Here is a 25587-nt window from a genome sequence, read left to right as displayed (position 1 = left end):
CGGCGACTAGCACCAAAGATCTTTCAAGGGGGTATCCGGCCGGTAGTGAGTCGCAACCTGCGCCTGGAAAAGCTCGGCGGTTGCCAGAGCATCCAACAGCGCGTGGTGGCCTTGATAGGCGGGCAAACCATAGCGCTCCCGGCTGGCGTTCAAGCGTATGGATACCGGCGGACGCCCCAGCCAGCGGCGAAAGCGAGCCCATAGGGTCTGGCGATGCAGCCGGGCTTCGAGCGACATGGTATCGATCATGGGAAACATCACCCCTTCCCCACGCCGGGCCTTGATCGCCGCCTCCAGAAAAGGCCGCTCGATATTGCGAAAATGCACCACGACCAGATGCCCGGCCAGACGCTGCAGCAGTTCATCCAGAATGGTATCCATGTCCGGTGCGGCAGCCACTTCCGAGTGGGTGATGTGATGGAAGGTAATCGAGGTATCCGACAGCGGCCGGGTAGGCTTGACTACCCAGTATCGGCGCTCGGCGAGTTTGATGCGGTCAAGCGTAAAAGGCACAAGGCCAATGCTGACAATCGCATGGTGGTGCTCATCAAGGCCGGTCGTTTCCATATCCAGCGCGATCATGGGAACATCGGCAATCGGCGTATCCTCGGCGGGCAAGGGAGTGGCGAAAAACTGCTTGATCGCCGTATCCTTCGCCTGCCGTTCCCGCCTTGCCATGTATTCGGCCCAGTTGGCCTGGGTGACTCGTTGACGTGGACGAATGCCTAGCATATCACTGCCTCGGCCGCTGAGACGGCATGGGGTAGCGGAACTTCAGGAACTTCTGAGCGTTGCTGAGTACCTGAAATGCATCTTTCAGCGTATGGCGTTCGCTATCTTCCACGTTTTCAGGTTCGATATTGTTATCCGGTGCCCGCTCTTCCTGAATGTCGATCATCTGGTGACGCAGCCGCGACATGCAGAGAAACTCGAACGCGTAGCTTAGCTTGTCGCTGACCCCGGTCGCCAGCAGTTGCGTATCGCTGATATCGCTGAGGCGCTGGAAGGTATTCTGGGCCTTGGAGCCGGACGCCAGCGCGTGGATACGCACCAGATCCGCCATGGGGGCCGTTCCGCGGCGTTTCAGGTTGATGGAGTTATTGTGCTTGCCATCCTTTTCCATGACGAAGGTGCGAAAGAACCCCAGCGGTGGCGTGCGGTTGAGGGCGTTACGCGCCATGGCCGCGAGAAACAGCGGCGACTGAGGCGCCTTCTGGGCAATCAGGTCCTGCAGAGTTTCAACGAAGTGATCTTCGCCGTAGATGCTGTCCAGATCGAAAAAGATGGAGCTATGCAGCAGGCGCTCGGGCGTCGGGTTTTCCATCCAGTCCTGGAAGTAGCGCTTCCACACGCTCAGCGGCTGGCGCCACTGGTCGTTGGTGGCCATCACGTTGCCCTTGCAATAGGTATAGCCACAGGCATCCAGACCATCACTCACGAACTTGGCAAGCGCGAAGAAGTATTCGTCGTGCTCTTCGGCGACAAAGTCATCGGACAACACCAGCGCGTTGTCCTGGTCGGTCACGATGCTCTGCTCGTTACGCGCCATCGAGCCGTTCACCATGAAGCAGTAAGGCACCGGCGGCGGGCCGAGTTCGGTCTCGGCAAGCTCCAGCAGGCGGCGGGTGAAGCTTCGCCCGATCGTGGAGAGCGCGCTACCCACCATCTGCGAATTGGCGCCCTCCTGCACCATCCGCACAAATGCGGCCCTTACGTCTGGAGCCAGCTTGGCGAGGCCCTGCGCGCTGGACTGGTTAAAGATGTTACTGACCAGATAAAGCCCGCTGTGAGTTTCATAGCGAATAATATCGGAAAGGTGCACCACGCCTACCGGGCGCTGGCGGTAGACGACCGGCAGGTGGTGGACGTTATTGCGCAGCATGGTCAGCATGGCTTCGTATACTGACGCATCCGACTGAATGGTGATCAGGTGCGAGGAGGCCACATCACCAATGGCCGCCTGCGGTGAAAGCCCTTCCGCCACCACGCGGGTACGAAAATCGCTGTCGGTAAAGATCCCTTCCATGCGCCAGGTCTGGCCTTCGCTATCCTGAAAGCTGTAGCGCGGGTTGCCGGTACACTGGTTGATCACGATGGCCGCCGACGCCTGTGCTTCACTGATCTGCTGGGCTACCTGCTGGAGCGTCGTGCTGGCTTCCACCATGACCGGGTAACGCGTCACGAGCTTGCGGATACGCGTGACCATCATGTCGTTGGACTTCTTCTGCTGCTCGGCGGCGGTTTCAAGCCTTGGACGCTCGAGCTCCACGAAGTCGGCGAAATCGTCGTCCTCTTCGCAAAGCCTTTGAAAGACGTCATTGGGAATGAAGTAGATCAGCGTGTCCTCGATCGCCTGCGCGGGAAAACGCACCTTGTGATTGCGCAGCAGGCTGAAGTGACCAAAGATGTCCCCTTCACCCAGACGGTTGTAAAGCTCACCCTGGCGGCGGTATACCTCGACGGCCCCACTTCGAATGAAGCACAGCTCGTCCAGCGTGTCGTTGAGCACCAGGATATCGCTGCCGGTCTTGAAATAGCTGACCTCTACCCGTTCGGCAATGGCATCGAGCAGCTCATCGGAGAGCCCGTCGAAGGGGGGAAACTGACCCATGAATTGGCGGATTTCGAGAAGCTCAACGTCCATACACTCTCCTATGACGAACCCGGCAGACAAATCAGTAGTTTGGATGGGTTAGGCAGCATCGTAAACCCTGCGCCCAACAAAAAAGCCCGGCATATGAATGCCGGGCTTTCGTGATGTTCAACGAGCGAGTAAAGGACGATTTCTGGCGTCGTTGAAACTCGAAGCGTCGTTGAAACTCAAAGATAGCTTATGACTGGCTAGCCATCTCTTGAACGCGCTGCATCATCTCAGGATCCTGCTGAATGGATTGGCCGATCGCGTTGAAGGTATCGACATCAAGGCCGCTGTCTTCAACCACTTCGATCATGCGGTCGTTGGCTTCGGTACGGACTTCCTGTTGTGCAGCCTCGTCTTCTGCTTCCTGCAGACGCTGTGTGTACTCTTGTGAGATCACGGCGATTTCTTGAGAAGCATCGGCGAACTGCTGTAGCTCTTGATCAGAAAAATCCTGAGCAGGCGCCGCTTGCTGAGTAGTCATTGGATCCTGAGCCGGATCCTGTGCTTCTTGAGCGTTGGCGGTGGTTGCCATCAAACCGGTAGCAAGCAGTGCAGCAGAGAACAGAGCAGTTATACGTTGCATAGTAAGAAACCTCATTGGCGCGTTGTGAGTGTGCAAGGTGTGACGCGGCGAATCAGGGCAGGTTCATTTTTTTGCGTAACAAAATGTAAATCCAGCTGAACAGATCATGACAACAAGATCGAACGGCCTTGCTGCAATACAACTAAGGCATTGAATTTATTTAAATATTTGCTTTTACGATTTTAAAGTCTTTGCAGATAGCCAGTACCACCGAGATTGCGCATCTGCCGAACGATCCATTGGCTGCGCCTTTCCACCTGGGCATCCGGGCGCGAGGCACTGCGGGTACGCGGGCTTGGCAAGATAGCGGCCAGCAGGCTGGCCTGTCGCTCAGAAAGCGCGCTGGCGGATACGCCGAAATAGTGCCGGGAGGCGGCCTCGAGGCCAAATACGCCGGCATCCCACTCCGCCACGTTGAGATACACCTCCAGAATGCGCTGCTTGCTCCAGAAGGTTTCAATCAGCAGAGTGAACCAGGCCTCGAGTCCCTTGCGGGTCCAGCTGCGCCCGCTCCACAAGAAGACGTTCTTGGCGGTTTGCTGGCTCAGCGTGCTCGCCCCGCGCAGGCGCCCGCCGTCCTGATTTGCCTGCCAGGCACGACGCAACTCCACAAGATCAAACCCGCGATGCACGGGAAAGCGCTGATCTTCAGCGGCAATCACGGCGAGCTTGGCATTGCTTGAAAGCTCGTCCCAGCTGCGCCACTGGCGCTGTAGGCTGATAGGTTCGCTGTGAATCCAGCTCTGTATCTTGCGCTCCACCATGACCATGGAACCCGGCGGGGGGACAACCCGAAACAGCAGCACCAGTGCTACCGAAAGGAGAACAAAAAGCAGCACGCCGCGCCACACAAGACGCCATAGCTGACGAAGAAAGCGGCCCAGCGTACGTTTGAGCATTATTATCCCTAGCGTTTCATAAGGTGTTCCGCATGATAACGCAGATGGTCCTCGATGAACGAGGCAATAAAGAAGTAACTATGGTCGTAACCCGGCTGACGGCGCAGGGTGAGCGGATGGTCGTGGGCTTCGCAGACAGCTTCCAGGCGCTCGGGCTTCAACTGCTCTTCGAGAAACTGGTCGGCTTCGCCCTGATCGATGAACAGCCGCTGGCGCGAGGCACCGTTGGCGACCAGCTCGCAGGCATCGTACTGGCGCCAGCGTGACTGATCTTCACCCAGGTAATGAGTGAAGGCTTTCTGCCCCCAGGGGCACTCCATCGGGTTGACGATAGGCGCAAACGCGGAGACCGAGCTGAACCGACCGGGATGTCGCAACGCCAGAATCAAGGCGCCATGCCCGCCCATGGAGTGGCCGCTGATCGACTCGCGCCCATTGACCGGAAAGTGCTGGCGTACCACCGACGGCAACTCTTCGACAATATAGTCGTACATCCGGTAGTGAGGCTTCCAGGGCGCCTCGGTCGCGTTGACGTAAAAGCCGGCGCCGGACCCCAGGTCATAGCTTTCATGTTCACCGGGGAGGTCGGTGCCGCGAGGGCTTGTATCGGGGCAGACGATCGCGATGCCAAGCTCGGCTGCCAGGCGCTGGGCGCCGGCTTTCTGCATGAAGTTCTCATCGTTGCAGGTCAGCCCGGACAGCCACCATAAAAGCGGCACACGTTCGCTCTCGGCCTGGGGCGGCAGATAGACTGCAAACTCCATATCGCAGTCCAGCGCCCGGGAGTAGTGGCGGTAGCGCTTGTGCCAGCCACCAAAGCTGCGGTTGGCAGACACCAGTTCTAGAGTTTCACTCATGCTCATCGGCAGGCTCCTTGAAAAAGACAGGCGCGGCAGAACTTCTACCGCGCCTTGGCCCTTGTATCAGGGTAGAAACTTACAGGCCTTGCTCAGTAGTGCAGGACGGTACGGATACTCTTACCGGCGTGCAGCAGCTCAAAGGCCTCGTTGATCTTTTCAAACGGCATATCGTGGGTGATGAAGTCATCGATATTGATTTCACCGTTCATGTAACGTTCAACATAACCGGGCAGTTCGCTGCGGCCTTTCACACCGCCAAAGGCGGACCCTTTCCAGACGCGCCCGGTCACCAGCTGGAACGGACGGGTAGAGATTTCTTCGCCCGCACCGGCAACCCCGATCACGATCGACTCGCCCCAGCCCTTGTGACAGCACTCAAGCGCCGAGCGCATCACGTTGACGTTGCCGATGCACTCGAACGAGTAATCTACCCCGCCATCGGTCAGGTCGACGATCACCTGCTGGATCGGGTCGCTGTACTCCTTGGGATTGACGAAGTCGGTCGCGCCAAACTGCTTGGCAAGCTCGAACTTGTCGGCATTGACATCGATGGCAATGATGCGCGCCGCCTTGGCCATGACTGCGCCCTGAATGACCGCCAGACCAATCGCGCCCAGGCCGAAGACGGCAACGGTAGAACCCGGCTCCACTTTCGCCGTGTTGAGCACCGCACCAATACCGGTGGTGACGCCACAGCCCAGCAGGCAGATCTTGTCCATCGGGGCTTCCTTGGAAACCACCGCCAACGACACTTCGGGTACCACGGTGTACTCGCTGAACGTCGATGTGCCCATGTAGTGATGAAGCATCTTGCCGTCGAGCGAGAAGCGCGAGGTGCCGTCGGGCATGACGCCCTTGCCCTGGGTCGCGCGCACGCTGCCACACAGGTTGGTCTTGCCGGAAAGACAGAACTTGCACTTGCCGCACTCGGCCGTATACAGCGGAATGACGTGATCGCCTGGCTTGAGGCTGGTGACGCCTTCACCGACTTCCTGCACCACGCCGGCGCCTTCATGCCCCAGTACGGAAGGGAAGAGTCCTTCCGGGTCAGCGCCTGACAGCGTATAGGCATCGGTATGGCAGACACTGGTGGCCGCCATGCGAACCAGCACTTCGCCCGCCTTGGGACCTTCTACATCAATTTCGACCAGTTCAAGCGGCTTACCCGCTTCCAGGGCAACAGCTGCGCGTGACTTCATGGATTAACTCCTTAATACGGTTACTGCACTATAGACCAAACGTATCGCCAAGCAGTCGGGCACGGGCAGTGTAAGTTAGCTGGGGGGGCAAGAAAAAGCGGGATATACTCATAAGATTATTGCCTGTGTGCAACAATCAACCTGCCAGCGGGAACGACGATGCAACGATGGGACCGTATTGAAGCGTTTATCGAAGTGGTGCGGCTGGGCACGTTTTCAGCGGCTGCCCAGCACTTGAAGGTATCGACATCGCACATCAGTCGCCTTGTCAGCCAGCTTGAAAATCACTTGGGCATTCAGCTTCTCTACCGCACCACGCGCCAGATTCGCCTGACCGATGCAGGTGCTCTCTACGTGGAGCACTGCCAGCACTTGTTCGACGGCCTGAAGGACGCCGAACAGGCCATCAGTGAACTTCAGGCCAAGCCCCGCGGCTTGCTGAAGCTGACATCGGCCACCACCTTTGGCGAGCGGTATATCGCGCCTCTCGTGAACGACTTTCAGTGCCTGCACCCGCAGCTTGAAGTGCACATGCACTTTACCAATCGGCCGGTAGAGTTGATCGAAGAGGGGTTCGATATCGCCATTCGCATGGGTGTGCTCAAGGATTCGAGCCTGATTGCCCGGCGTCTGTGTCAGCGGCGCGAATACATTGTCGGTTCCCGGGCCTATTTTCGTCAGATGCCGCCGCCGCATACCCTGGCGGAGCTTGGTCAGCACCGCTGCCTGACGGGGTCACGCCCCAACTGGCTGTTCGAGGTAAACGGCCAGCGCCGTGAAGTGCGGGTGGAAGGCCGCTGGAGCGGCAACTCCGGCCCTGCCCTGCTGGATGCTGCCCTCAAGGGCCTGGGGCTTGCTCAGCTGCCTGACTACTATGTGGCCCCCTACCTTGCCAGCGGGGAACTCATCGCCGTACTCGACCCCTTTCAGCATCACGATACGGCGGTATGGGCGGTCTATCCGCGCCACCGTCACCTTTCACCCAAGATTCGTCAGTTGGTCGACTATCTGGCGGCGAACATTGACAAACAGCTACCCAAACGCTGAGTACCGGAGTAAAAGGGAGTATTCGGAGGCAAAGCGCGTCTGGACCGACATCTGAGGGCATTCTCGACGTGCGAGCATGCGTCAGTGACGATATAATGAACATTCACTAATGAATGTTTATAGCATCTGCTATGTCTTGCAAGGATACTCGATGTCACTCCCTCCACCCAACTGGCCCATCAACTTTAAAACGACCCTCATGCGCGCAATACTTTATGTACTGTTTATCGGTGCCATCGCTCAAGGCGCGTACCTGGAAGCGCTTTACATGCCTGAGCTTCGCTTCAGCGAGTACGGCTTTACCGAGCTTGCGCAGACAGCGGTGCTTGCCACGTGCTGCCTGATGCTGATCTACGTGCGCCACGTGCTCAAGATATGGCCGACGGTCACGCTGCTTCTGTTCGCCTTTATCGCCTCGTCACTGGTGCGTGAGCAGGACTATTTTCTGGACGAGTATATTGCCCGCCATACCTGGAAGATCCTGGTGGCGCTGATCGTGATTCCGTCGATTGCCTGGGTAGTCATCAAGCGCCATCAGTTCCTGGATGAATTTCGCTACTACAGCAACACGTTCGCCTTCGGACTTTTCGCCGGTGGCGTACTGACTACCTACGTATTTTCGCGTCTCTACGGGCGCAGCATCTTCTGGGAGGCAGTACTTGAAGACAACTATGTGCGCACCTTCAAGGATGCCGCCGAAGAGGTTACCGAGCTGCTTGGTTACAGCCTGATCCTGTTTGCCACCCTGGAGCTTTTGCTACTGGCACGACGCATCTACCTGACCCGACAGTTGCCCAGGTCAAGCTGACAGCCACCGCCTTTGCCTTCAACGCCGCCCTCGAGGCGGCGTTTCATTTTTTATATACCTCTATACGTAAAGCCATTTGCTCCGTTTCGGGCTTCTCCGTAGTGTTCGGGCTGACTCTTTTCAATTACCCAATCACCAAGCGGATATCTATGCCTCATGAACAATCCCAACAATACTGAAAAGGCGCAACGGCGCGGCGCATTCACGCGCTTTCTGGACAGTGTCGAATGGCTGGGCAACCTGTTGCCCCACCCCGTTACCCTGTTTGCCCTGCTGTGTATCTTCGTGGTTATCGCCAGCGGTATCGCCGGCGCGCTTGGCGTATCGGTAGCCGACCCGAGGCCGGCCAACGAAGGCGAGATCATTGCGGTCAACTCGCTGCTCAACGCAGAAGGCCTGCGGCGCCTGGTTACCGAAATGGTCACCAACTTTACAGGCTTTGCCCCTCTGGGCACCGTGCTGGTAGCCATGCTGGGGGTCGGCGTGGCCGAACACTCCGGCCTGCTCTCGGCCAGCATGCGAGCACTGGTGCTCAACCGCTCACCGCGCATCGTGACCTACGCGGTGGTATTTGCCGGCATCATGTCGAACATGGCCGCCGAGCTTGGCTATGTGGTGCTGATTCCGCTCGCCGCGATGATCTTCCACTCCCTGGGGCGCCACCCGTTGGCTGGCCTGGCGGCCGCCTTCTGCGGCGTTTCCGGAGGCTATAGCGCCAACCTGCTGATCGGCACCGTTGACCCGCTGCTCTCCGGCATTACCCAGGAAGCCGCGCGGCTGCTGGACCCGGCCTATATCGTAGGGGCCGAAGCCAACTGGTTCTTCATGTTTGCCAGCACCTTCTTCGTGACGCTGATTGGCGGACTGGTCACCGAGCGTATCGTGGAGCCCAAGCTGGGCAAGTTTGACTCGGCCTACGCCGAAAGCGATATCGACCAGCAGCGCATGGAAGGCCTGGGCGATCAGGAAAAACGTGCGCTGAAAGGCACCGGCCTTGCCGCTCTGGCGCTTGCGGCGCTGATCGCGGTCATGGTCGTGCCCGAAAGTGGTATTCTGCGCAACCCGGAAACGGGTCTGGTGAGCGGCTCGCCGTTTCTGCGCGGCATCGTGGTCATCGTGGCCGTCGCCTTTACCCTGCTGGGATTCGTCTACGGCCGCCTGGCAGGCACCATGCACAATGATCGCGATGTGGTAAACGCCATGGCCAAGAGCATGAGTAGCCTTGGGCTTTATATCGTGCTGGTCTTCTTTGCCGCGCAGTTCGTCGCACTGTTCAACTGGAGCAACTTTGGAACCGTCACCGCCGTTGCCGGTGCCGACCTGCTTGAATCCTTGGGTCTACGCGGGCCGGGCCTGTTTGCACTGTTCATCCTGCTGTGTGCTTTCGTCAACCTGTCGCTGGGTAGTGCTTCGGCTCAGTGGGCGGTAACGGCGCCTATCTTCGTTCCCATGCTGATGCTGATGGGTTACGCGCCGGAAGTGATCCAGGCGGCCTACCGGATCGGTGATTCAGTCACCAACCTGATCACCCCGATGATGAGCTATTTCGGTCTGATTCTCGCGGTAGCCTCGCGCTATCGCAAGGATATGGGAATCGGCACGCTGGTCGCGATCATGCTGCCTTATACGCTGTTCATGCTGATCGGCTGGAGCATACTGTTCTTTATCTGGGTATTCGTATTCGGCCTGCCGGTGGGCCCAGGCTCCGCGACGTACTACACGCTATAGCCCGCCTGGTTGGCAAGACATATCACGCTCACCCAACAAGAAAGCCCGCCGTATTGAACGGCGGGCTTTCTCGATACAGACAGGTAGTAGGCCTGCCCCCCCCCTTTCATAGCATGAGACAAGGCTTACGGGTTGCGGCTATCTCCCGCGCTGCCGGGAAGTGCCAGCGGGCGCTGGCCTGCCTGATCGCCCACGCTGAAGCGCCCGACCAGGCTATGCATATCGCCTGCCCGCTCATCCAGGGTCTGGCTTGCACTTGAGGCCTCCTGCACCAGACGCGCGTTCTGATGCGTAACCTGATCGAGCTGGGACACTGCCTGGTTGATCTGCTCGATCCCCGACGACTGCTCCTTGGTCGCATCGGCAATTTCGGTAACGTAACGGGTTACCGATGACAGGCTGTCGATGATCTCCTGCAGGTGCTGACTGGAGGCCTTGACCAGATGCTCTCCTTCATTCACCTTGGCAACGCTATCATCCACCAGATGGCGAATCTGGGCTGCCTCTTCGGCGCTGCGCCCGGCCAGCATGCGCACTTCCTGAGCCACCACGGCAAAACCACGCCCCTGGTCGCCAGCACGCGCCGCCTCGACCGAGGCGTTGAGCGCCAGCAGATTGGTCTGAAAAGCGATGTCATCGATCGCCTTGATGATCGAGGTGATCTTTTCACTGGCATCACGAATCTTGCCCATCGCCTCTGTCGTACGCGTGGCGACCTCGCCTGCCGAACGGGCGCGGTGATCAACGCTTGAACTGGCATCGCGCGCCTGATCGGCGTAATCGGCGGTCTGCCTGACCGTCGCGGTGATCTCTTCAAGACTCGAGGCCGTTTCAGCAAGCGACGCCGCCTGCTGATCGGTACGCTGGGAAAGGTTTTCATTACCGGCGGCGATCTGGCGGCTGCTGGTGGCAATGGCTTCGGCACTGTCACGAATCTGCGCGACCATGCCCTCGAAGGTGTCCATCATGCGGTTGAACGCTTGCGCCGTCTGTCCTACTTCATCGTTGTGCTGCAGCGCCAGACGCATGGAAAGATCGGCATTTTCACCAGCCGCGCCGCTGATATTCTCCATCTGACGACGCATGGTCACCAGCGGGCCGAGTACGCGCACCAGGGTGCGCCAGCCGAAAATGGCCAGCAGTGCAATCACGGCAAGCGTCACGGCAATCAGCAGCGTGCGCCCGGCATTGGCCAGCGTTTCGGCCTGGCCGGCGGCGCTGTCGGCCTGCTCCACCGCGTAGACTTCGATATCACGCAGCTGGGCACGCATATCATCCATCGCCTCGGACACTTCGCTCAAGGCGTCCTGAACGCGGGCGGCCATCTCGAGCTGCTGCTCGCGAAGCACGAAGACAGAGTCGTTATCACCGATCATCAGCGCTTCGACATCGGCGATGATCTGGTCAAGCTCGGCAATCATGGTGCGCTGCTCAGCCTCGGTACTGGGCGCTTCGGCAATCGCCGAAAGCGACTGGCGCGCGAGCATCACCTGCTGGGCAATCTCGTTGGTTCGCAGATGTACCAGCGCATCCTGGCTATGGGTCAGCGTCATCTGCCGGCCAAGGTCGGAAAGCAGCGCCACCGCCATGCGCACATTGCCGCTTAGCTGACCGATATCCGGCTGTACTTCGAACATGTTATCAAGCAGCTGGGTAGGCAATTCCGTCATGCCATCTTCCCGCCAGGCCAGCATCACCTCACGCTGGCGGCGCTCGCGGCGCACCTGGGCCAGCGCGGTACGCCCGGCAATATCTTCAGCGTTGAGCATGACCGTATGGATCATCGCCTCCATCTCAACCAGGCGCTCGTCGGTACGCGCCGATAGCGTGAGCGCTTCGCGGCGCACCTGTTCAAGCAGACGGTCGCCATCTTTCAGACGCTGGTAGCTGGCGGTGATCGTGGCCAGCTGGTCACGCTGGTCGATCGCCGCCTGGCCGCTTTGCAGCGCATCGAGTGCAGCATTGAAGCGGTCATCAAGCGGTTCCGGGGACATTACCTGATCGATGGTAGCGGCATCCGCCGTCAACAGATCGGTATGGCGCTGGCGGTACTCGCCCATGGTCAGCACCAGGTCACGACTGGCGGCCTGGAGAGGCATGACATCGTTGGTGATGTAACGCTGCGAGTTGATCAGCCGCTGGTTGGTTACCCACCCGGTGACTGCCAGTACAAGAGCGCCTATCACGGCCGCCAGAAATAGCGCGACCAGCATGGCGCGAATGCTCAGGGATCTTTTCATGTTTTTTTCGCTGTCAGGGTATCAGCAGAGAACTGCTTGTTTTAGGGGGTGAGCGCTGTCCAGTCCACGGGTTCGAAACGGCCGCTGCGAATGACCGTGGGCCATACGCTGTGACTGGCCTGATGCTGGTCGGCACTCAGGGTCAGCGGCGCATCCAGACCGATATCGACATTTTCAAGGCTCAGCAACCCATCCACGATGGACTCGCGGTCTGGTGCGGCCCCCGCTGCCTTGATCCCCTCGACGAACAATCTGGACGCAAGGTAACCTTCCAGCGAGATGAAGCTGGGCTCGGCATCCCCCGCATGGCGCGCCAGTGCGGCACGATAGCTTTCAACGGCGGGCAGCGCCGAATCCAGCGGCGGCACGACCTGGGTCACGATGACGCCTTCACCTTTATCGCCAAGCTCGTTGAGCAGCGCCTGGCTACCCACAAAGGAGACGTTCAGAAAGAGCGTGTCGGGCAGGTCTTCACGCGCCTCGCGGATAAAGTCGGCGGCGGGCCCAAAGGTACCCACGATAATGATCGCGCGCGGCGTTACCGGCGCCTGAAGAATGGCCGCTAGCCCCTGATGGATGTTACGCGTGCCGCGAGTAAACCGACCGTGGGCCAGGTGTTCGGCATTCGTTACGCCCTGAGCCTTCAAGGCATTGATGGCCCCGTTGTAGCCTGCATCACCAAAACTGTCGTTCTGTGTGAAAAACGCGATCTCCTCCGGTTCAATGCCAGCCTCCAGCAGCCCGCTGATCATGGTGGCGGTTTCTTCGGCATAGCTTGCCCGGTAGTTGATGACATAACGATCAGGCGGCGACCGGCGCAGTAGTCCGGCACCGGTAAACGCGCCAAACAGCAGCATCTGTTCATCGTTATGAATAGGCACGGTTACTGCGGCAGTCGGCGTGCCTACATTACCGATCGACGCCAGGATGGAGGTATCTGCAGCGACTTCCCGGGTATGCCGGGCCGCCTTCAGCGGGTCGTACTGGTCGTCAAAGGGGACCAGGGTCAACGGCTGACCGTTGACGCCTCCTTGTGCATTCACTTCAGCAAAATAGGTGCTGATACCCTGCTGCATTTCCATTCCCATCAAGGCCGCGCCCCCCGTCTGGGGCGCCACAATGGCGAACTTGAGGTCTGCCTGGGCAAGAGACGGTATTAGCACCGCCATCAGCCAATATATCTTGAACCTTCGCATCGCATTTCCTTATCAGCTATTTGACAAGCCAGCTTTCAATAGCCGACCAGAGCGCTCATGCCCCACCGCATGTTTCTCGCAAATGCTCGCTTGGCAGATACGTGTGGCGAGGGGGTTACCATGAAAATATCGACAGAAATTATACGACTAAAGGCTCATTTCATTTCGTTGAATTGCGGCAATTGTTAAACGATTTTAGATTTATAATAATAAGTTATTAAAAAATAGAGCATTTACGCATTGATTTACGCTTGTGACATCGGCGCCTAGGCCAGCAACGCTCTTGTATCGAACACAAGGCCATAAACGACAAGACCCCGCCGAGGCGGGGTCTTGTCAATACGCTTGGTCGCTGACAGCGTTACTCGTCAAGGAACGAGCGCAGCGGCTCAGAGCGGCTGGGATGGCGAAGCTTGCGCAGCGCCTTGGCTTCAATCTGGCGAATCCGTTCACGGGTCACGTCAAACTGCTTGCCGACTTCCTCGAGCGTATGGTCGGTATTCATGTCGATACCGAAACGCATGCGCAGCACCTTGGCTTCACGAGCAGTAAGACCGCCCAGCACATTGCGCGTGGCTTCAATCAGACCTTCGCCGGTGGCCATGTCGATCGGCAGCAGCATGGTGCCGTCTTCGATGAAATCCCCCAGGTGCGAATCGTCGTCATCACCAATCGGCGTCTCCATGGAGATCGGCTCCTTGGCAATCTTCAGCACCTTGCGCACCTTGTCTTCCGGCATCTCGAGGCGTTCGCCAAGCTCTTCCGGGGTCGGCTCGCGGCCCATCTCCTGAAGCATCTGGCGCGATACGCGGTTGAGCTTGTTGATCGTCTCGATCATGTGCACCGGAATACGGATGGTACGCGCCTGGTCGGCGATCGAGCGAGTAATCGCCTGACGAATCCACCAGGTGGCATAGGTCGAGAACTTGTAGCCGCGACGGTATTCGAACTTGTCCACCGCCTTCATCAGACCGATGTTACCTTCCTGAATCAGATCCAGGAACTGCAGGCCGCGGTTGGTGTACTTCTTGGCGATCGAGATCACCAGACGCAGGTTGGCCTCGACCATTTCCTTCTTGGCACGACGCGCCTTGGCTTCACCAATCGACAGCTTGCGGTTGACTTCCTTGAGATCCGCCACGGTGAGCTGCACCATGTCTTCCTCGAAGGCGATCTTGCGCTGCGAGCGGGCAATATCGGCACGCAGGGGTTCGAGACGATCAGCATACTTGGGCTGCGCCTCCTGGAAAGCATCCAGCCACTTGGGGTCGGATTCGCTGCCCGGGAACGACTTGATGAACGTCTTGCGCGGCACCTTGGCTTTCTTCACGCAAAGCTGCATGACCGCCTTTTCCTGGGCTCGCACCTGCTCGACGCTGATACGCACCTGACCTACCAGACGCTCGAAGTGCTTTGGCACCAGCTTGATCGGCGAGAAAAGCTCGGCAAGACGCTCCTGCTCGTCCTTCAGCTCAACGCTGCCGCGGCCGTGCTTGGCAAGCGCGGCTTCGACCAGGGCATTCTGCTCGCGAATCTGCTCGAAGCGGGCTCGTGCCTCTTCGGGATCGGGACCACCCTCGCTTGCGCTGGAGTCGTCCTCATCATCGTCGTCGTCATCGGAGACGTCGTCGTCATCGCTTAGCTCGGCATCGACCTCCGGCTCCGGCACGTCCGCCTCGGCAACACCGGGGATACCTTCGTCCGGATCGATGAAACCGGAAAACAGATCCGACAGGCGGCCAGGAGCTTCTTCATCCTGAGTGGCGTCGTAGGCTTCCAGAATCGAAGCGACCGCGCCTGGCAGGTATGCCAGCGCCGACATCACTTCGCGAGTACCCTCTTCGATCCGCTTGGCAATCTCGATTTCGCCTTCGCGGGTCAAGAGTTCTACGGTACCCATTTCACGCATGTACATGCGTACAGGGTCGGTGGTGCGACCCACGTCACTTTCCACCGCGGCAAGGGCCGCAACGGCCTCTTCCGCAGCGGACTCGTCCGTGGAGTGATCCGACATCATCAAGGTGTCTTCATCAGGCGCTTCTTCAGCGACACGGATACCCATGTCGTTGATCATGCCAATGATGTCTTCCACCTGATCCGGGTCGGCGATGTCCTCGGGTAAATGGTCGTTGACCTCGGCATACGTCAGGTAACCCTGCTCTTTGCCGCGCGCGATCAACTCCTTCAGACGTGACTGCTGCTGCGCATTTCCAGCCATAGAAACCCTATCTCGACGAAGAAGAATGAAACACCTGGTGCGCTGAATCGATTAAACTCAACAAGCCGGACATTATAGCGTAATTTACTGAACTTTTTCCAGCAAAACGTATTTTCGCGGTCATTCAGGTGTGTTAGTTTGTTCGGTTAGGTCAATATTTCACCAATGACCTCTAGATGGTATTGAAGCAGACAGAATTCAACCCTGCCCCTTCAGTTCTCGCTCAAAATCGCTGGGCCAGCTCCACCACCAGGGCTGCCAAGCGCTGACGCTGCTGTTTATCGAGCTTCTGTCCGGCACGCTCCTGTGCCAGCAACGCCTCGTACTCTTCCTCAGGCGAACGCTTGCGCTGCTTGTGCTGCAAATGCTCGACCAAGCCTGCAAGCTCGGCTTCCCGCGCGGCCTTGGGAATCAACAGCTCCCGCTTGGCAAACTCTGCCAGCACCTGCCCCTGCGGGCTGCCCTGAAAGTGAGCAAGCACTACCTGCGGGCTGCGATAGCGACCGGCCTGCAACAGCGCCATCAGGTCACGGCATAGCGGCGCATCATCATCGTCGGGCAGCCACTCAAGCGTATCGGGCAGGACCGAGACAAGGCCTGGTTCGTGCAAGAGCAGCTGCACGATACGGCCAACCGGCGACAGCGTCTGGCTACGCGTGCGGGGTTTAGACCGTCTAACGTATTCAGGTTCCCTGCTTTCTTCATGGTCATTTTCTGTGACCGGCTCCCAGTACGCCTGCTCCTTCGGTGGCGCGGCCCGCTTATCAAGCAGCGCCTGGAGCTGCTGCTGTGCAAGCCCGCTGCGCTTGGCAAGCGCTTCCAGCAGCAGCGACTTGAGCATACCTTCGGGCACCTTGTTCAGCGCCTCAAGCACCTGGCTTGCAAAACGCTCGCGCCCTTCCACCGTGTTCAGATCGCGCCCTTGCGCCGCCTGCTCGAACAGGAATTCGGAAAGCGGCATCGCGCAGGTGACGCGGTCCCTGAAGGCATCTGTCCCTTCGCGCCTGACCAGCGTGTCCGGGTCATCGCCTTCGGGCAGGAACAGAAACCGCGCCTCACGCCCATCGATCATCAGTGGCAGCGCGGTTTCCAGCGCCCGGCTGGCCGCCTGACGCCCAGCGCGGTCGCCGTCAAAGCAGAACACCACGCGGCTGACCAGCCGAAACAGGCGGCTCAAGTGATCTTCGGTGGTAGCTGTCCCAAGCGTTGCGACTGCGTTATGAATGCCATACTGGGCCAGCGCCACCACATCCATGTACCCCTCGACCATCACCAGTTGCTCGAGCTTGCTGGTGGCCTGGCGCGCTTCATAGAGTCCGTAAAGCTCACGTCCTTTATGAAACACCGGCGTTTCCGGCGAATTGAGATACTTGGGCTGCTCATCGCCCATCACCCGGCCGCCAAACGCGATCGTACGGCCACGCAGGTCGCGGATCGGAAACATTACCCGGTCGCGGAAACGGTCGTAGGTACGCCCCGTGTCCTCGCGATGGATCAGCAGGCCGTACTCGATCTGGACCGATTCGGAGATACCGCGCTCGCCCAGATGCTGCTTGAGCGCCTCCCAGCCGCCCGGCGCGTAGCCGATGCCGTAGGTCTGAATCACCTCGGAGGAGAGCCCCCGCCCTTCCAGATACTGCTTGGCACTCTGCCCTTCACCCATCCGCAAGCGTTCACGGTAGAAGCTGGCGGCAAGCTCGAGCAGATTGACCCCTTCCTTGCGCTTTTTATCGCGCTCACGGGCATGCGGGTCATCAGCACCTTCGCGCGGTACGTCAAGCCCCAGGCGTCCGGCCAGCTGGTCTACTGCTTCGGGAAAGGGAAGCTTGTCGTACTCCATCAGAAAGCGTAGTGCATTTCCGTGCGCACCACAGCCAAAGCAGTGGTAAAACTGCTTGTCGGCACTCACGGTAAACGACGGCGTCTTTTCCTGATGGAAGGGGCAGAGCCCTGAGTAGTTCCGGCCAGCCTTCTTGAGCTGCACGCGCTCGCCAACCACCTCCACCACGTCAACGCGGCCAAGCAGATCGTCGATAAAACGCTGTGGAATCTGACCTGCCATGAACTATGGACATCCTCGCGCATAACGCTGGCTCGCCTGGCAAGAGTCATCGGACCTGGAATCGGATCACTCTTGACGGCGATGGATCAATCGAAAAAACAAACGGCCACCTAGTGGCGGCCGCTTGGCATCCCTCTTGAGACAGCCAGCCAACTACGCTGACCCTCTCCAGGTACGGATCAATAGAGCCGTTCGAAACGCTTACGCTCACGCTGCAACTTCTTGGCGTGACGCTTCACGGCAGCTGCCGCTTTGCGCTTGCGCTCAGCAGTCGGCTTCTCGTAGTGCTCGCGACGGCGTACTTCAGAGAGAACACCAGCTTTTTCGCAAGAACGCTTGAAGCGACGCAGGGCGACGTCAAACGGCTCGTTATCACGTACTTTTACAGAAGGCATTAAGCACTCACCTACCTTAAGGAGTCTTGAGTTCGGATAGTACGCACACCGCTTGTGGCATGATTGCCTGGACGGTGCACGACCCAGTTTTACAGCGCACGATATTCTAGTCGTCAAAAGCCATTTTTGCAACCTGGCACCATCCTGAGCCTGCGGTTGCGCTTCGTCGGCTTTTGCAAGCCGGTGATCAAAGATGTGCTTTCAAATGGCTCAAGGACGCCTCGAGACGCGAAGACAACGCCTGCTCGTCCACGTTCAGAAGCTGGCCGTCACGCTTGGCCAGCCGCCCGCCTACCGCCACCAGCGATACATTGGCGGGCGTGGCGGCAAAGACCACGAACGCCGCCGGGTCCTCGGGCAGCATGCCCAGGTTGACGGCCCGGGTATCGATCATGATCACATCCGCCTGCTTACCGGGCGTCAGGGTGCCGATCTCGTCGCCCATGCCGATCGACTCCGCCGCCCGGGAAGTCGCCAGGGAGAGCAGGCGTCGACAGTCCACCGCCGTCTCCTCCCCACTGGCGGCAAGCTCCGTCAACGCGGCGGTCTTCATCACCGCAAACATGTCGCCGGTGCCCGCCAGCGCATTGCCGTCGATGCCCAGCCCCAGGCGCTCGACGCCTTCGAAGTGGGAGAGCCGCGTAATACCGTAAGCCACCCGATGCTCGGTGATCGGGGTCAGCGACAGGCTGGCCCCGGCTGCATTGAGCGCGTCCAGGTGGGCCGGCCTGGCATCGGTTGCATGCACCACCTGCAGCCCCGGAAACAGGAAATCGCCATCTATCAGCGCCTGGAACATGGCATGGTGCTCCTCACCGCTGACGTGTACGGCGATGGGCAGCCCCATGTCCCGTGCAACATCGTATTCGCGGCGCTTCATGGCCATGGCGTTCTCGTCGTTCAAGTCATCCGGCAGGCGCCAGGCAAGTCCCAGTGACAGGCGCCCCTGCTCGTCGAATCGCTCCCAGTCACGCTGCAGCTCGGCAAGCTGCTCGAGGTCGATCATGGTATCGGTCGTCTTGCTTTCATTACCGAACAGCAGACGCGCTCGCAGCGGCGAGGCAGCCAGTGCCTCTAGCGCGGCCTTGCCATGCGCCGGTGAGCGGTTGTTGTCAAAGAAGTCGTTGCTGGTGGTGACGCCGGCATTGACGTTCTCCATGGCCGCCAGGTATTCGCCTACCCAGGTATCTTCCGGACGAAAGTGCGAGCCCAGGCGATTGGTGACCGGGAAGAACAGGCGCTCCTCGGTTTGGCCGAACATGCCACGCATCTGGGTTTGCCACATATGGTTATGGGTATCCACCAGCCCCGGCATGACGATGCAGCCCTGTCCATCGACAATCTCCGCATCCCCTACCGCCAACTGCTCCCCCACCGCTTCGATGCGCCCATCCACCACCCAGACGTCGGCGTTGTGCAAGGGGGCCTGGCCCTCCTCCATGGTGAGAACGCAGGCGTTGCGGATACACCAGCTGCGCGGCGAGGCGTCCGAGGGCGAACTGGCCGGCGCCTGCGTGCTGGCAGCGTAAGCGCCGGGCAGTAACGTGCTGCCTGCCAGGGCGGTCATGCCACCCAGCAGATGGCGACGGGTGATGTTCAGGCGGTCCAGCATTGTCTTCTCCTTGGGTGGCTTGATCCATGCTAAAAATTTAACCCTAGTTGAGTGCTGAAAACCGTCAATAGTTAGGTAAAATTAATATTCCCGAGACAACGTCTTGATTGTCGTGTCGCAGGCGCCGCTGCCGAGCAGAGACAGGCATGCTAAAATCCGCTCACCCTGTGTCTGACCCTCTGTAGAGACTTTTTTATGCGTGTGCTTGGCATCGAAACCTCCTGCGACGAAACCGGCGTTGCGCTTTACGATACTTCACGGTCCGGCGGCAGTGGGCTGCTGGCCGACGCGCTGTATAGCCAGATCGCCATGCACGCGGATTATGGCGGCGTGGTGCCCGAGCTGGCCTCGCGCGACCATACCCGCCGCCTGCTTCCATTGATCGAACAGGTACTCAGCGACGCCGGATTGACCCGCCTCGACATCGACGGCATCGCCTACACCGCAGGGCCAGGCCTTGTCGGCGCGCTGATGGTCGGCGCCAGTACCGCCCACGGCATGGCCCGTGCGCTTGGCGTACCGGTGCTGGGTGTTCATCACATGGAAGGCCACCTGCTCGCCCCGATGCTTGAAGATGACGCGCCTGCGTTTCCGTTTGTGGCGCTTCTGGTATCCGGTGGCCACACCCAGCTGGTCGAGGTGAAAGGCCTTGGGGATTACGCGCTGCTGGGCGAATCGGTAGACGACGCCGCCGGTGAGGCGTTCGACAAGGCCGCCAAGATGCTCGGTCTTGCCTATCCGGGCGGCCCTCAGGTTGCCAGACTGGCCGAGCAGGGCGATCCCAAGCGGTTTCGCTTCCCGCGTCCGATGACCGACCGTCCGGGGCTCGATTTCAGTTTTTCGGGTCTCAAGACCCACACGCTGACCGCGATCCGTCAGCTTGAAACCGCCGGTGAACTGGATGAGCAGGCGCGCGCCGACGTGGCCCGCGCCTTTGAAGAGGCGGTAGTGGATACTCTGGTCATCAAGTGCCGTCGTGCGCTGGACCAGACGGGGCTCAAGCGGCTGGTCGTGGCAGGGGGCGTCAGCGCCAATCAGCGCCTGCGCGAGCGTCTGGCCCTGGAGTGCGAGAAACGCCAGGCGAAGGCCTACTACCCGCGTGGGCGCTTCTGCACGGATAACGGTGCCATGATTGCCTACGTGGGCGCCCAGCGTCTGGCGGCAGGCGAACAGGATAACGACGGCGTGATGCAGGCCACCCCCCGCTGGCCGCTTGATCACCTGGCGCCGCCCAGCCTTCCAGCCGAGTAAGGCACCTTCCTCTCAAGGCCCTTTCAGGCGCGGCTCCTCGCCGCGCCTGAGCCTTAGAATATTCAACCAGTGACGCAGCACCACCAGCAGGCTCAGCCCGCCCACTACCCCCACGTAAGCGGGTGCCAGCCACAGACACACCAGCGGCGCGGCCAGCGCACTCATCAGCGAGGCAAGTGCTGCGGTCTTGAGTCGCCAGGCCAGCAGTGCCCATATCGCTGCGCTGGCAATCGCCACTCCCGGCGCCAGTACCAGCAGCACGCCCAAGGCGCTGGCCACCGCCTTGCCTCCGCGAAAGCCGTACCAGACGGGATAGCTATGCCCAAGCAGTACCGCCAGACCAATCAGCCCTTGCCAACTGATGGGCAGCGCCATCAGCTTGCTGGCCAACACCACCGGCATGCCCTTGAGCGCATCGAGCATCAGCGTGGCACCTGCCAGGCGCGGCCCATGCAGACGCAGCACGTTGGAAAAGCCGGGATTCAGGGAGCCGGCACAGCGTGGGTCGGCAACGCCGGCCGCGCGGCAGACGCTGATCGCCGCAAGCCAGCTGCCGCTCAAGTAGCCAATCACTATCCACGCCATGGCATCGTTCCATCCTGCTGTCGTTTCGTCTCATCCTAACGTACAATCGCCGGCTTGTTGCAGCCGAGGAAACGCTCGTGGATCGCATTTTGATCGAAGCGCTGAAGGTAGACACCGTCATCGGTGTCTACGATTGGGAGCGCACCATTCAACAGACCTTAAGCCTGGATCTTACGCTGGCAACCGATATCCGCCCTGCCGCGGCGACCGATGATTTGAGCCTGACGCTGGATTACGCTGCCATCTGTCAGCGCATCCAGCGTTTTGCCGATGCGCACCAGTTCGCGCTGGTTGAAACCTTCGCCGAACGCCTGGCGGAATGTTTACGTCACGAGTTCTCGATTTCCTGGCTACGCTTGAGAGTACGCAAGCCCGGCGCCGTGCCCCAGGCGACCAGCGTAGGTCTTGAAATCACCCGTGGCGAGCTACCCACCGCCAAGGAGTGACCATGAGCCTGGTTACTGTCAGTCTAGGCAGCAATGTCGAGCCGGTGCGCCATATCCGTTTATGCCTGGATGCGCTTTTTGACACCTTCGGGGCGCTGCATATCTCCCGCGTGTTTGAAAGCGAGCCGGTAGGCTTCAGCGGCGGCCACAACTTCTATAACCTGGTAGTGGCCTTCGAGAGTGACCGCTCGCCCAGCGAGCTACAAGCCTGGGCCAAGGGCGTTGAAGTGCTTTACGGCCGCAAGCCGGACACTCCCAGGTACAGCCCCAGAGCCCTGGATATCGACCTGCTGACCGTGGGCGATCTGTGCGGGGTTGTCGAGGGCATCGAGCTGCCGCGCGGGGAAATCACCCAGAACGCCTTCGTGCTGCAGCCGCTCGCCGAACTGCTGCCCGAGGAGCGCCACCCCGCCTGCAACACGTCCTACGCCACGCTCTGGGCCAATTTCTCCCTGGGCAGTCAGCGCCTCTGGCCGGTGGATTTCACCTGGGGTAATGCCTGGCTATCCCGTGCCGAGGCCACTACCTTGAAAACCTCGGCGCGCTGAAGCCGTTCAAAGTGCCTCTTCTACCGCAAGCCGGCGCTGCTCACGTAGCGCCTCGCCCAACGCGGCGCCCTTGAACCCTTGCGCCATCAGCGCCTGGGGGCTTGCGCGGCGCGCCCCCTCCCAGGCGGCTTCGAGCGTCGCGACGTGCTCAGCGGCCAGTACGCCGACCAGGGCCAGCTGCGCCTTGACCTGGGCAGGCTTGCGCCAGCCGTCCAGCCGCTCCAGCCAGCAAAGCACCGCGTCGGTCGCCAGGGGGGCGGCCAGCAGTTGCCCGGTCAACGCGACATGGCGTGCCAGTTGTGCCACCGCATTGGGCAGGCGCAGACGCTTGGCCAGCGCCTCGCGCGCGGGGTCATCCAGTGGCGAGACCAGCCGCGCGTAGCGCCAGTGGGCAAGCGGCGTATCCTCATACTCGGGCACAGGCTCAAACGCCGCCAATCCTTGGGCAAGCGCCTCCCCGGCAAGCTCCGGAAACCAGATTTCGAGCGCCCGGCACTCGGCCAGGGTAGTGAAATATGCCTCGGGGCTTGGCTCACCCAGGGCCTTTTCGGTCTCGACCCACACCCGTTCGGCGGCCAGGTGCTCAAGCTCATCACTGCCGCTGACGTCGGTCATCAACGCCAGGGTGTCAGGGGCAATGGAGAACCCCAGGGGTGCATAGCGGGCCAGAAAGCGCGCGGTACGCAGCACGCGCAGCGGGTCTTCGCTGAACGCACCGGAGACATGCCGTAGCAGGCGCCTTTCGATATCCCCCTGGCCACCGAACGGGTCGACCAACTCGCCATCTGCGCCCTGGGCGATGGCGTTGACGGTCAGGTCACGGCGCAGCAGATCCTCCTCCAGCGTGACATCCGGGCTTGCGTGCACCTCAAACCCGGCATAGCCGTGGCCAGATTTGCGCTCGGTGCGCGCCAGGGCATACTCCTCGGCGGTATCCGGGTGCAAGAAGACCGGAAAGTCACGCCCCACCGGCTTGAACCCACGCTCCTGCATCATGTCTGGCGTTGCACCGACCACCACCCAGTCATTGTCGTAGACCGGCCAGCCCAGCAGCGCATCGCGCACCGCCCCGCCCACGCGGTAGACCTCAAGACCCGCGGTGCGGGGGTCAGTGGCAGCCATCAGTAACCTCCCCGCTGTCGACTGGGCACGCTCGTCCGCTCACCGGTTTCCAGGTCGAGCGCGGTCAGTGCACCACCCCATACGCAGCCGGTATCCAGTGCCTCGACCCGCACCTGTGCGCCGGGTGTGCGGCCTTCAAGCGCCGCCCAGTGGCCAAACAGCAGCCGCGGGTCGTCATGACGGGGGTACTGGAACCAGGGAGCAAACCCTGCAGGCGCGCTGTCGAGCCCCTCTTTCGCGGCAAAATCGAGCCGTCCATGAGCATCGATAAAGCGCATCCGCGCCAGGGCATTGACGATGAACCGCAGGCGGCCCATGCCCTCAAGCTCTTCACGCCAGACATCCGGCTGATTGCCATAAAGCTCGGTCAGAAAGCGCCCGGAATGCTCGCTGGCCAGCACCTGCTCTACCTCCCGGCTACCGGCCATCGCCTGCGCGATGCTCCACTGAGGCAAAAGCCCCGCGTGAGTCATCAGCGTGGCTCCCTCGCAAACGGCCAGCGGCTGGCTCTGCAACCAGTCCAGCAGTCGCTCGCGGTCCGGAGCGGCGAGAATGCCGTCCAGCGTATCGTGTCTTTTCTGCCGGCCGCCGCCACGCGCCACCACGAGCAGATAAAAATCGTGATTGCCCAGCACGCAGCGCACCGCGCCGCCCAGTGCCTCGGCCTGACGCAGGCACTCGAGCGAGCCGGGGCCGCGGTTGATCACATCGCCGACCAGCCACAGGGTGTCATGGGCGGGGTCGAACGACAGCGCTTCGAGCAGCGCCATGAATTCGGCATAACAGCCATGCAGATCGCCAATCGCGTAGGTACTCATGCGCGGGGCCTTTTATCGGGAACAGGAAATACCAGACAGGATAAAGCCTATGGCACGTAGCGCCCACCCCGAGGCATACGTAATGGCAAGGGTGCACGCATGCTTAATGCAGCTGGCACGGCACCGCCAACCGAAACGGCGCTACCGGCACCTCGAAAGCACGCTGGCTGTAGGTATTCAGCAGGGTATAGGCGCCTTCCATCACCCCCACCGGGGTCTGCAGAATGGCGCGGCTCGTGTAGCGAAAACGTTGGCCGGGGCCAATCAGCGGCTGCTGGCCCACTACTCCCTTGCCGCGCACTTCCTGACTGTCGCCACTACCCTGGGTAATCTTCCAGTAGCGCGCCATCAGCTGCACACTGTGCGGACTCTGGTTGTGTACCGTGACGGTGTAGCTGAAGACGTAGCGCGACTCCGCCTCGCTCGACTCCGCCGCTTGGTACTCCGGCGCAACACTGACCTCGATGGCTAGACCACTCACCCGTTGTCACTCCCTGCCGCATTTACCGCGTCGTCCGCCGCGACCTGATTGGCGATGGCCACGTACTCGGCCACCGTCAGCGTCTGGGGGCGGCGGGCCGGGTCGATCCCCAGCGCTTCCAGGGTCTCGGGGGTTACGCGGCCCTTGAGATTGTTACGCAGCGTCTTGCGCCGCTGACCAAAGGCCAGCTTGACCAGTTCGAACAGCAGTGCCGGGTCGTCGGCGGTATGCGGCAGCGTGGCGTGGGGCGTCAGGCGCACGATGGCGGAGTCGACCTTGGGACGCGGCACGAACGCCTCGGGCGGCACGATGAACAGTTGATCCACCTGGCAGTAGTACTGGGCCATCACCGAGAGCCTTCCCCAGTCGGTACCACCGGGCTTGGCCGCCAGCCGCTCGACCACTTCCTTTTGCAGCATGAAGTGCATATCGGCAATGGCGTTGCCCGCGGTCAGCAGGTGCACGATCAAGGGTGTCGAGATGTTGTAGGGCAGGTTACCTACCACGCGCAGCGCCGGGCCTTGGCCCTTGAGGGAGGCAAAATCGAACTTGAGCGCATCGCCCTCATGGATCACGAAATCCGGGTAGTTGAAGAACTGTACCCGAAGGCCCGGGATCAAGTCCCGGTCCAGCTCGACGACCTCCAGCGCCCCGGCGGCCTCCAGCAGCGGTCCTGTCAGTGCCCCCTGCCCCGGACCGATTTCAACAAGACGGTCACCTTCTCGCGGCCCGATGGCGCGCACGATACGCGAGATGATCCCCAGGTCACGGAGAAAGTTTTGACCGAAGCGTTTGCGAGCGCGGTGCTGCTGGGGCACTTGAGACATCTAACAGGGTTCCTTGGAGGT

23 protein-coding genes are annotated in these 25587 nt (G+C 60.3%); 6 read left to right on the top strand and 17 right to left on the bottom strand.

Features of this window, described 5'->3' with window-relative positions; all coding sequences use genetic code 11:
* Window positions 1-6: 6 nt before the first annotated feature.
* From HW452_RS01320 to HW452_RS01295, 6 genes are all read right to left on the bottom strand, one after another.
* Window positions 7-732, bottom strand: a complete 726-nt coding sequence (locus HW452_RS01320) for a 3'-5' exonuclease (protein WP_224104300.1) — start codon at window positions 730-732, stop codon at window positions 7-9.
* Window position 733: 1 nt separating this feature from the next.
* Complete coding sequence (locus tag HW452_RS01315) at window positions 734-2644, bottom strand: DUF294 nucleotidyltransferase-like domain-containing protein (RefSeq protein WP_224104299.1); 1911 nt, start codon at window positions 2642-2644, stop codon at window positions 734-736.
* A 187-nt stretch (window positions 2645-2831) separates the two neighbouring features.
* Window positions 2832-3224: a DUF4168 domain-containing protein gene (locus tag HW452_RS01310; RefSeq protein WP_224104298.1), complete on the bottom strand. Its 393-nt coding sequence runs from the start codon at window positions 3222-3224 to the stop codon at window positions 2832-2834.
* Window positions 3225-3406: 182 nt separating this feature from the next.
* Window positions 3407-4123: a monofunctional biosynthetic peptidoglycan transglycosylase gene (gene mtgA / locus HW452_RS01305; RefSeq protein WP_224104297.1), complete on the bottom strand. Its 717-nt coding sequence runs from the start codon at window positions 4121-4123 to the stop codon at window positions 3407-3409.
* Window positions 4124-4131: 8 nt separating this feature from the next.
* Window positions 4132-4986: an S-formylglutathione hydrolase gene (gene fghA / locus HW452_RS01300; protein ID WP_224104296.1), complete on the bottom strand. Its 855-nt coding sequence runs from the start codon at window positions 4984-4986 to the stop codon at window positions 4132-4134.
* An 86-nt stretch (window positions 4987-5072) separates the two neighbouring features.
* Complete coding sequence (locus HW452_RS01295) at window positions 5073-6182, bottom strand: S-(hydroxymethyl)glutathione dehydrogenase/class III alcohol dehydrogenase (protein WP_224104295.1); 1110 nt, start codon at window positions 6180-6182, stop codon at window positions 5073-5075.
* 159 nt (window positions 6183-6341) lie between these two features.
* Between HW452_RS01295 and HW452_RS01290 the strand changes: the two genes are divergently transcribed.
* From HW452_RS01290 to HW452_RS01280, 3 genes are all read left to right on the top strand, one after another.
* Entirely contained in the window at window positions 6342-7229 is an 888-nt protein-coding gene (locus tag HW452_RS01290; RefSeq protein WP_224104294.1) for a LysR family transcriptional regulator, read from the top strand.
* A gap of 151 nt (window positions 7230-7380) precedes the next feature.
* Window positions 7381-8037 (top strand): hypothetical protein, encoded by a 657-nt coding sequence (locus tag HW452_RS01285; protein WP_224104293.1) that lies wholly within the window; start codon window positions 7381-7383, stop codon window positions 8035-8037.
* A gap of 156 nt (window positions 8038-8193) precedes the next feature.
* Entirely contained in the window at window positions 8194-9765 is a 1572-nt protein-coding gene (locus HW452_RS01280) for an AbgT family transporter (RefSeq protein WP_224104292.1), read from the top strand.
* Between the two features lie 125 nt (window positions 9766-9890).
* Here HW452_RS01280 and HW452_RS01275 read toward each other — a convergent pair whose 3' ends face one another.
* From HW452_RS01275 to HW452_RS01250, 6 genes are all read right to left on the bottom strand, one after another.
* On the bottom strand, window positions 9891-12005 hold the full coding sequence (locus HW452_RS01275) for a methyl-accepting chemotaxis protein (RefSeq protein WP_224104291.1): 2115 nt from the start codon (window positions 12003-12005) through the stop codon (window positions 9891-9893).
* Between the two features lie 41 nt (window positions 12006-12046).
* Window positions 12047-13174 (bottom strand): ABC transporter substrate-binding protein, encoded by a 1128-nt coding sequence (locus HW452_RS01270; RefSeq protein WP_224104290.1) that lies wholly within the window; start codon window positions 13172-13174, stop codon window positions 12047-12049.
* 388 nt (window positions 13175-13562) lie between these two features.
* The gene (gene rpoD / locus HW452_RS01265) at window positions 13563-15419 is read right to left on the bottom strand and encodes an RNA polymerase sigma factor RpoD (protein ID WP_224104289.1); all 1857 of its coding nucleotides are present in this window, start codon (window positions 15417-15419) and stop codon (window positions 13563-13565) included.
* 223 nt (window positions 15420-15642) lie between these two features.
* Entirely contained in the window at window positions 15643-17481 is a 1839-nt protein-coding gene (dnaG, locus tag HW452_RS01260) for a DNA primase (RefSeq protein WP_224104288.1), read from the bottom strand.
* Window positions 17482-17660: 179 nt separating this feature from the next.
* Window positions 17661-17876, bottom strand: coding sequence for a 30S ribosomal protein S21 (gene rpsU, locus HW452_RS01255; protein WP_016416934.1), 216 nt, complete (start codon window positions 17874-17876; stop codon window positions 17661-17663).
* Window positions 17877-18063: 187 nt separating this feature from the next.
* On the bottom strand, window positions 18064-19488 hold the full coding sequence (locus HW452_RS01250) for an amidohydrolase family protein (protein ID WP_224104287.1): 1425 nt from the start codon (window positions 19486-19488) through the stop codon (window positions 18064-18066).
* 195 nt (window positions 19489-19683) lie between these two features.
* Between HW452_RS01250 and tsaD the strand changes: the two genes are divergently transcribed.
* A complete protein-coding gene (gene tsaD, locus HW452_RS01245) occupies window positions 19684-20739 on the top strand; it encodes a tRNA (adenosine(37)-N6)-threonylcarbamoyltransferase complex transferase subunit TsaD (protein ID WP_224104286.1) in 1056 nt (351 codons plus the stop codon).
* Window positions 20740-20751: 12 nt separating this feature from the next.
* On the opposite strand, the gene plsY is transcribed toward tsaD, so the two are convergent.
* Window positions 20752-21324, bottom strand: a complete 573-nt coding sequence (gene plsY / locus HW452_RS01240; RefSeq protein ID WP_224104285.1) for a glycerol-3-phosphate 1-O-acyltransferase PlsY — start codon at window positions 21322-21324, stop codon at window positions 20752-20754.
* Between the two features lie 77 nt (window positions 21325-21401).
* Here plsY and folB point away from each other — a divergent pair, with 77 nt between their 5' ends.
* The gene (folB, locus tag HW452_RS01235) at window positions 21402-21770 is read left to right on the top strand and encodes a dihydroneopterin aldolase (protein WP_224104284.1); all 369 of its coding nucleotides are present in this window, start codon (window positions 21402-21404) and stop codon (window positions 21768-21770) included.
* Between the two features lie 2 nt (window positions 21771-21772).
* Complete coding sequence (gene folK / locus HW452_RS01230) at window positions 21773-22318, top strand: 2-amino-4-hydroxy-6-hydroxymethyldihydropteridine diphosphokinase (RefSeq protein ID WP_224104283.1); 546 nt, start codon at window positions 21773-21775, stop codon at window positions 22316-22318.
* A 6-nt stretch (window positions 22319-22324) separates the two neighbouring features.
* Here the strand turns inward: folK and HW452_RS01225 are convergent, their stop codons facing one another.
* From HW452_RS01225 to rsmA, 4 genes are all read right to left on the bottom strand, one after another.
* The gene (locus tag HW452_RS01225) at window positions 22325-23440 is read right to left on the bottom strand and encodes a polynucleotide adenylyltransferase (RefSeq protein WP_224104282.1); all 1116 of its coding nucleotides are present in this window, start codon (window positions 23438-23440) and stop codon (window positions 22325-22327) included.
* Window positions 23440-24258 carry a symmetrical bis(5'-nucleosyl)-tetraphosphatase gene (locus HW452_RS01220; protein WP_224104281.1) on the bottom strand — a complete coding sequence of 273 codons (819 nt, stop codon included), beginning with the start codon at window positions 24256-24258 and terminating at the stop codon, window positions 23440-23442. Before HW452_RS01220 ends, HW452_RS01225 begins: the two co-directional genes overlap by 1 nt.
* Window positions 24259-24361: 103 nt before the next feature.
* Window positions 24362-24739 (bottom strand): Co2+/Mg2+ efflux protein ApaG, encoded by a 378-nt coding sequence (apaG, locus tag HW452_RS01215; protein WP_224104280.1) that lies wholly within the window; start codon window positions 24737-24739, stop codon window positions 24362-24364.
* A complete protein-coding gene (rsmA, locus tag HW452_RS01210) occupies window positions 24736-25566 on the bottom strand; it encodes a 16S rRNA (adenine(1518)-N(6)/adenine(1519)-N(6))-dimethyltransferase RsmA (protein ID WP_224104279.1) in 831 nt (276 codons plus the stop codon). The genes apaG and rsmA overlap by 4 nt, the downstream gene beginning before the upstream one ends.
* Window positions 25567-25587: the final 21 nt, after the last annotated feature.

Source organism: Vreelandella aquamarina (assembly GCF_020075495.1).
GTDB classification, from domain to species: domain Bacteria; phylum Pseudomonadota; class Gammaproteobacteria; order Pseudomonadales; family Halomonadaceae; genus Vreelandella; species Vreelandella aquamarina_A.
The sequence above is the reverse complement of the archived record's forward strand: the minus strand, read 5'-3'. Positions and strand labels throughout refer to the sequence as shown.

Coding starts and splice junctions, on each gene's coding strand:
- HW452_RS01320 (WP_224104300.1), bottom strand. CDS start 732: ATGCTAGGCATTCGTCCACGTCAACGAGTCACCCAGGCCAACTGGGCC.
- HW452_RS01315 (WP_224104299.1), bottom strand. CDS start 2,644: ATGGACGTTGAGCTTCTCGAAATCCGCCAATTCATGGGTCAGTTTCCC.
- HW452_RS01310 (WP_224104298.1), bottom strand. CDS start 3,224: ATGCAACGTATAACTGCTCTGTTCTCTGCTGCACTGCTTGCTACCGGT.
- mtgA (WP_224104297.1), bottom strand. CDS start 4,123: ATGCTCAAACGTACGCTGGGCCGCTTTCTTCGTCAGCTATGGCGTCTT.
- fghA (WP_224104296.1), bottom strand. CDS start 4,986: ATGAGCATGAGTGAAACTCTAGAACTGGTGTCTGCCAACCGCAGCTTT.
- HW452_RS01295 (WP_224104295.1), bottom strand. CDS start 6,182: ATGAAGTCACGCGCAGCTGTTGCCCTGGAAGCGGGTAAGCCGCTTGAA.
- HW452_RS01290 (WP_224104294.1), top strand. CDS start 6,342: ATGCAACGATGGGACCGTATTGAAGCGTTTATCGAAGTGGTGCGGCTG.
- HW452_RS01285 (WP_224104293.1), top strand. CDS start 7,381: ATGTCACTCCCTCCACCCAACTGGCCCATCAACTTTAAAACGACCCTC.
- HW452_RS01280 (WP_224104292.1), top strand. CDS start 8,194: ATGAACAATCCCAACAATACTGAAAAGGCGCAACGGCGCGGCGCATTC.
- HW452_RS01275 (WP_224104291.1), bottom strand. CDS start 12,005: ATGAAAAGATCCCTGAGCATTCGCGCCATGCTGGTCGCGCTATTTCTG.
- HW452_RS01270 (WP_224104290.1), bottom strand. CDS start 13,174: ATGGCGGTGCTAATACCGTCTCTTGCCCAGGCAGACCTCAAGTTCGCC.
- rpoD (WP_224104289.1), bottom strand. CDS start 15,419: ATGGCTGGAAATGCGCAGCAGCAGTCACGTCTGAAGGAGTTGATCGCG.
- dnaG (WP_224104288.1), bottom strand. CDS start 17,481: ATGGCAGGTCAGATTCCACAGCGTTTTATCGACGATCTGCTTGGCCGC.
- rpsU (WP_016416934.1), bottom strand. CDS start 17,876: ATGCCTTCTGTAAAAGTACGTGATAACGAGCCGTTTGACGTCGCCCTG.
- HW452_RS01250 (WP_224104287.1), bottom strand. CDS start 19,488: ATGCTGGACCGCCTGAACATCACCCGTCGCCATCTGCTGGGTGGCATG.
- tsaD (WP_224104286.1), top strand. CDS start 19,684: ATGCGTGTGCTTGGCATCGAAACCTCCTGCGACGAAACCGGCGTTGCG.
- plsY (WP_224104285.1), bottom strand. CDS start 21,324: ATGGCGTGGATAGTGATTGGCTACTTGAGCGGCAGCTGGCTTGCGGCG.
- folK (WP_224104283.1), top strand. CDS start 21,773: ATGAGCCTGGTTACTGTCAGTCTAGGCAGCAATGTCGAGCCGGTGCGC.
- HW452_RS01225 (WP_224104282.1), bottom strand. CDS start 23,440: ATGGCTGCCACTGACCCCCGCACCGCGGGTCTTGAGGTCTACCGCGTG.
- HW452_RS01220 (WP_224104281.1), bottom strand. CDS start 24,258: ATGAGTACCTACGCGATTGGCGATCTGCATGGCTGTTATGCCGAATTC.
- rsmA (WP_224104279.1), bottom strand. CDS start 25,566: ATGTCTCAAGTGCCCCAGCAGCACCGCGCTCGCAAACGCTTCGGTCAA.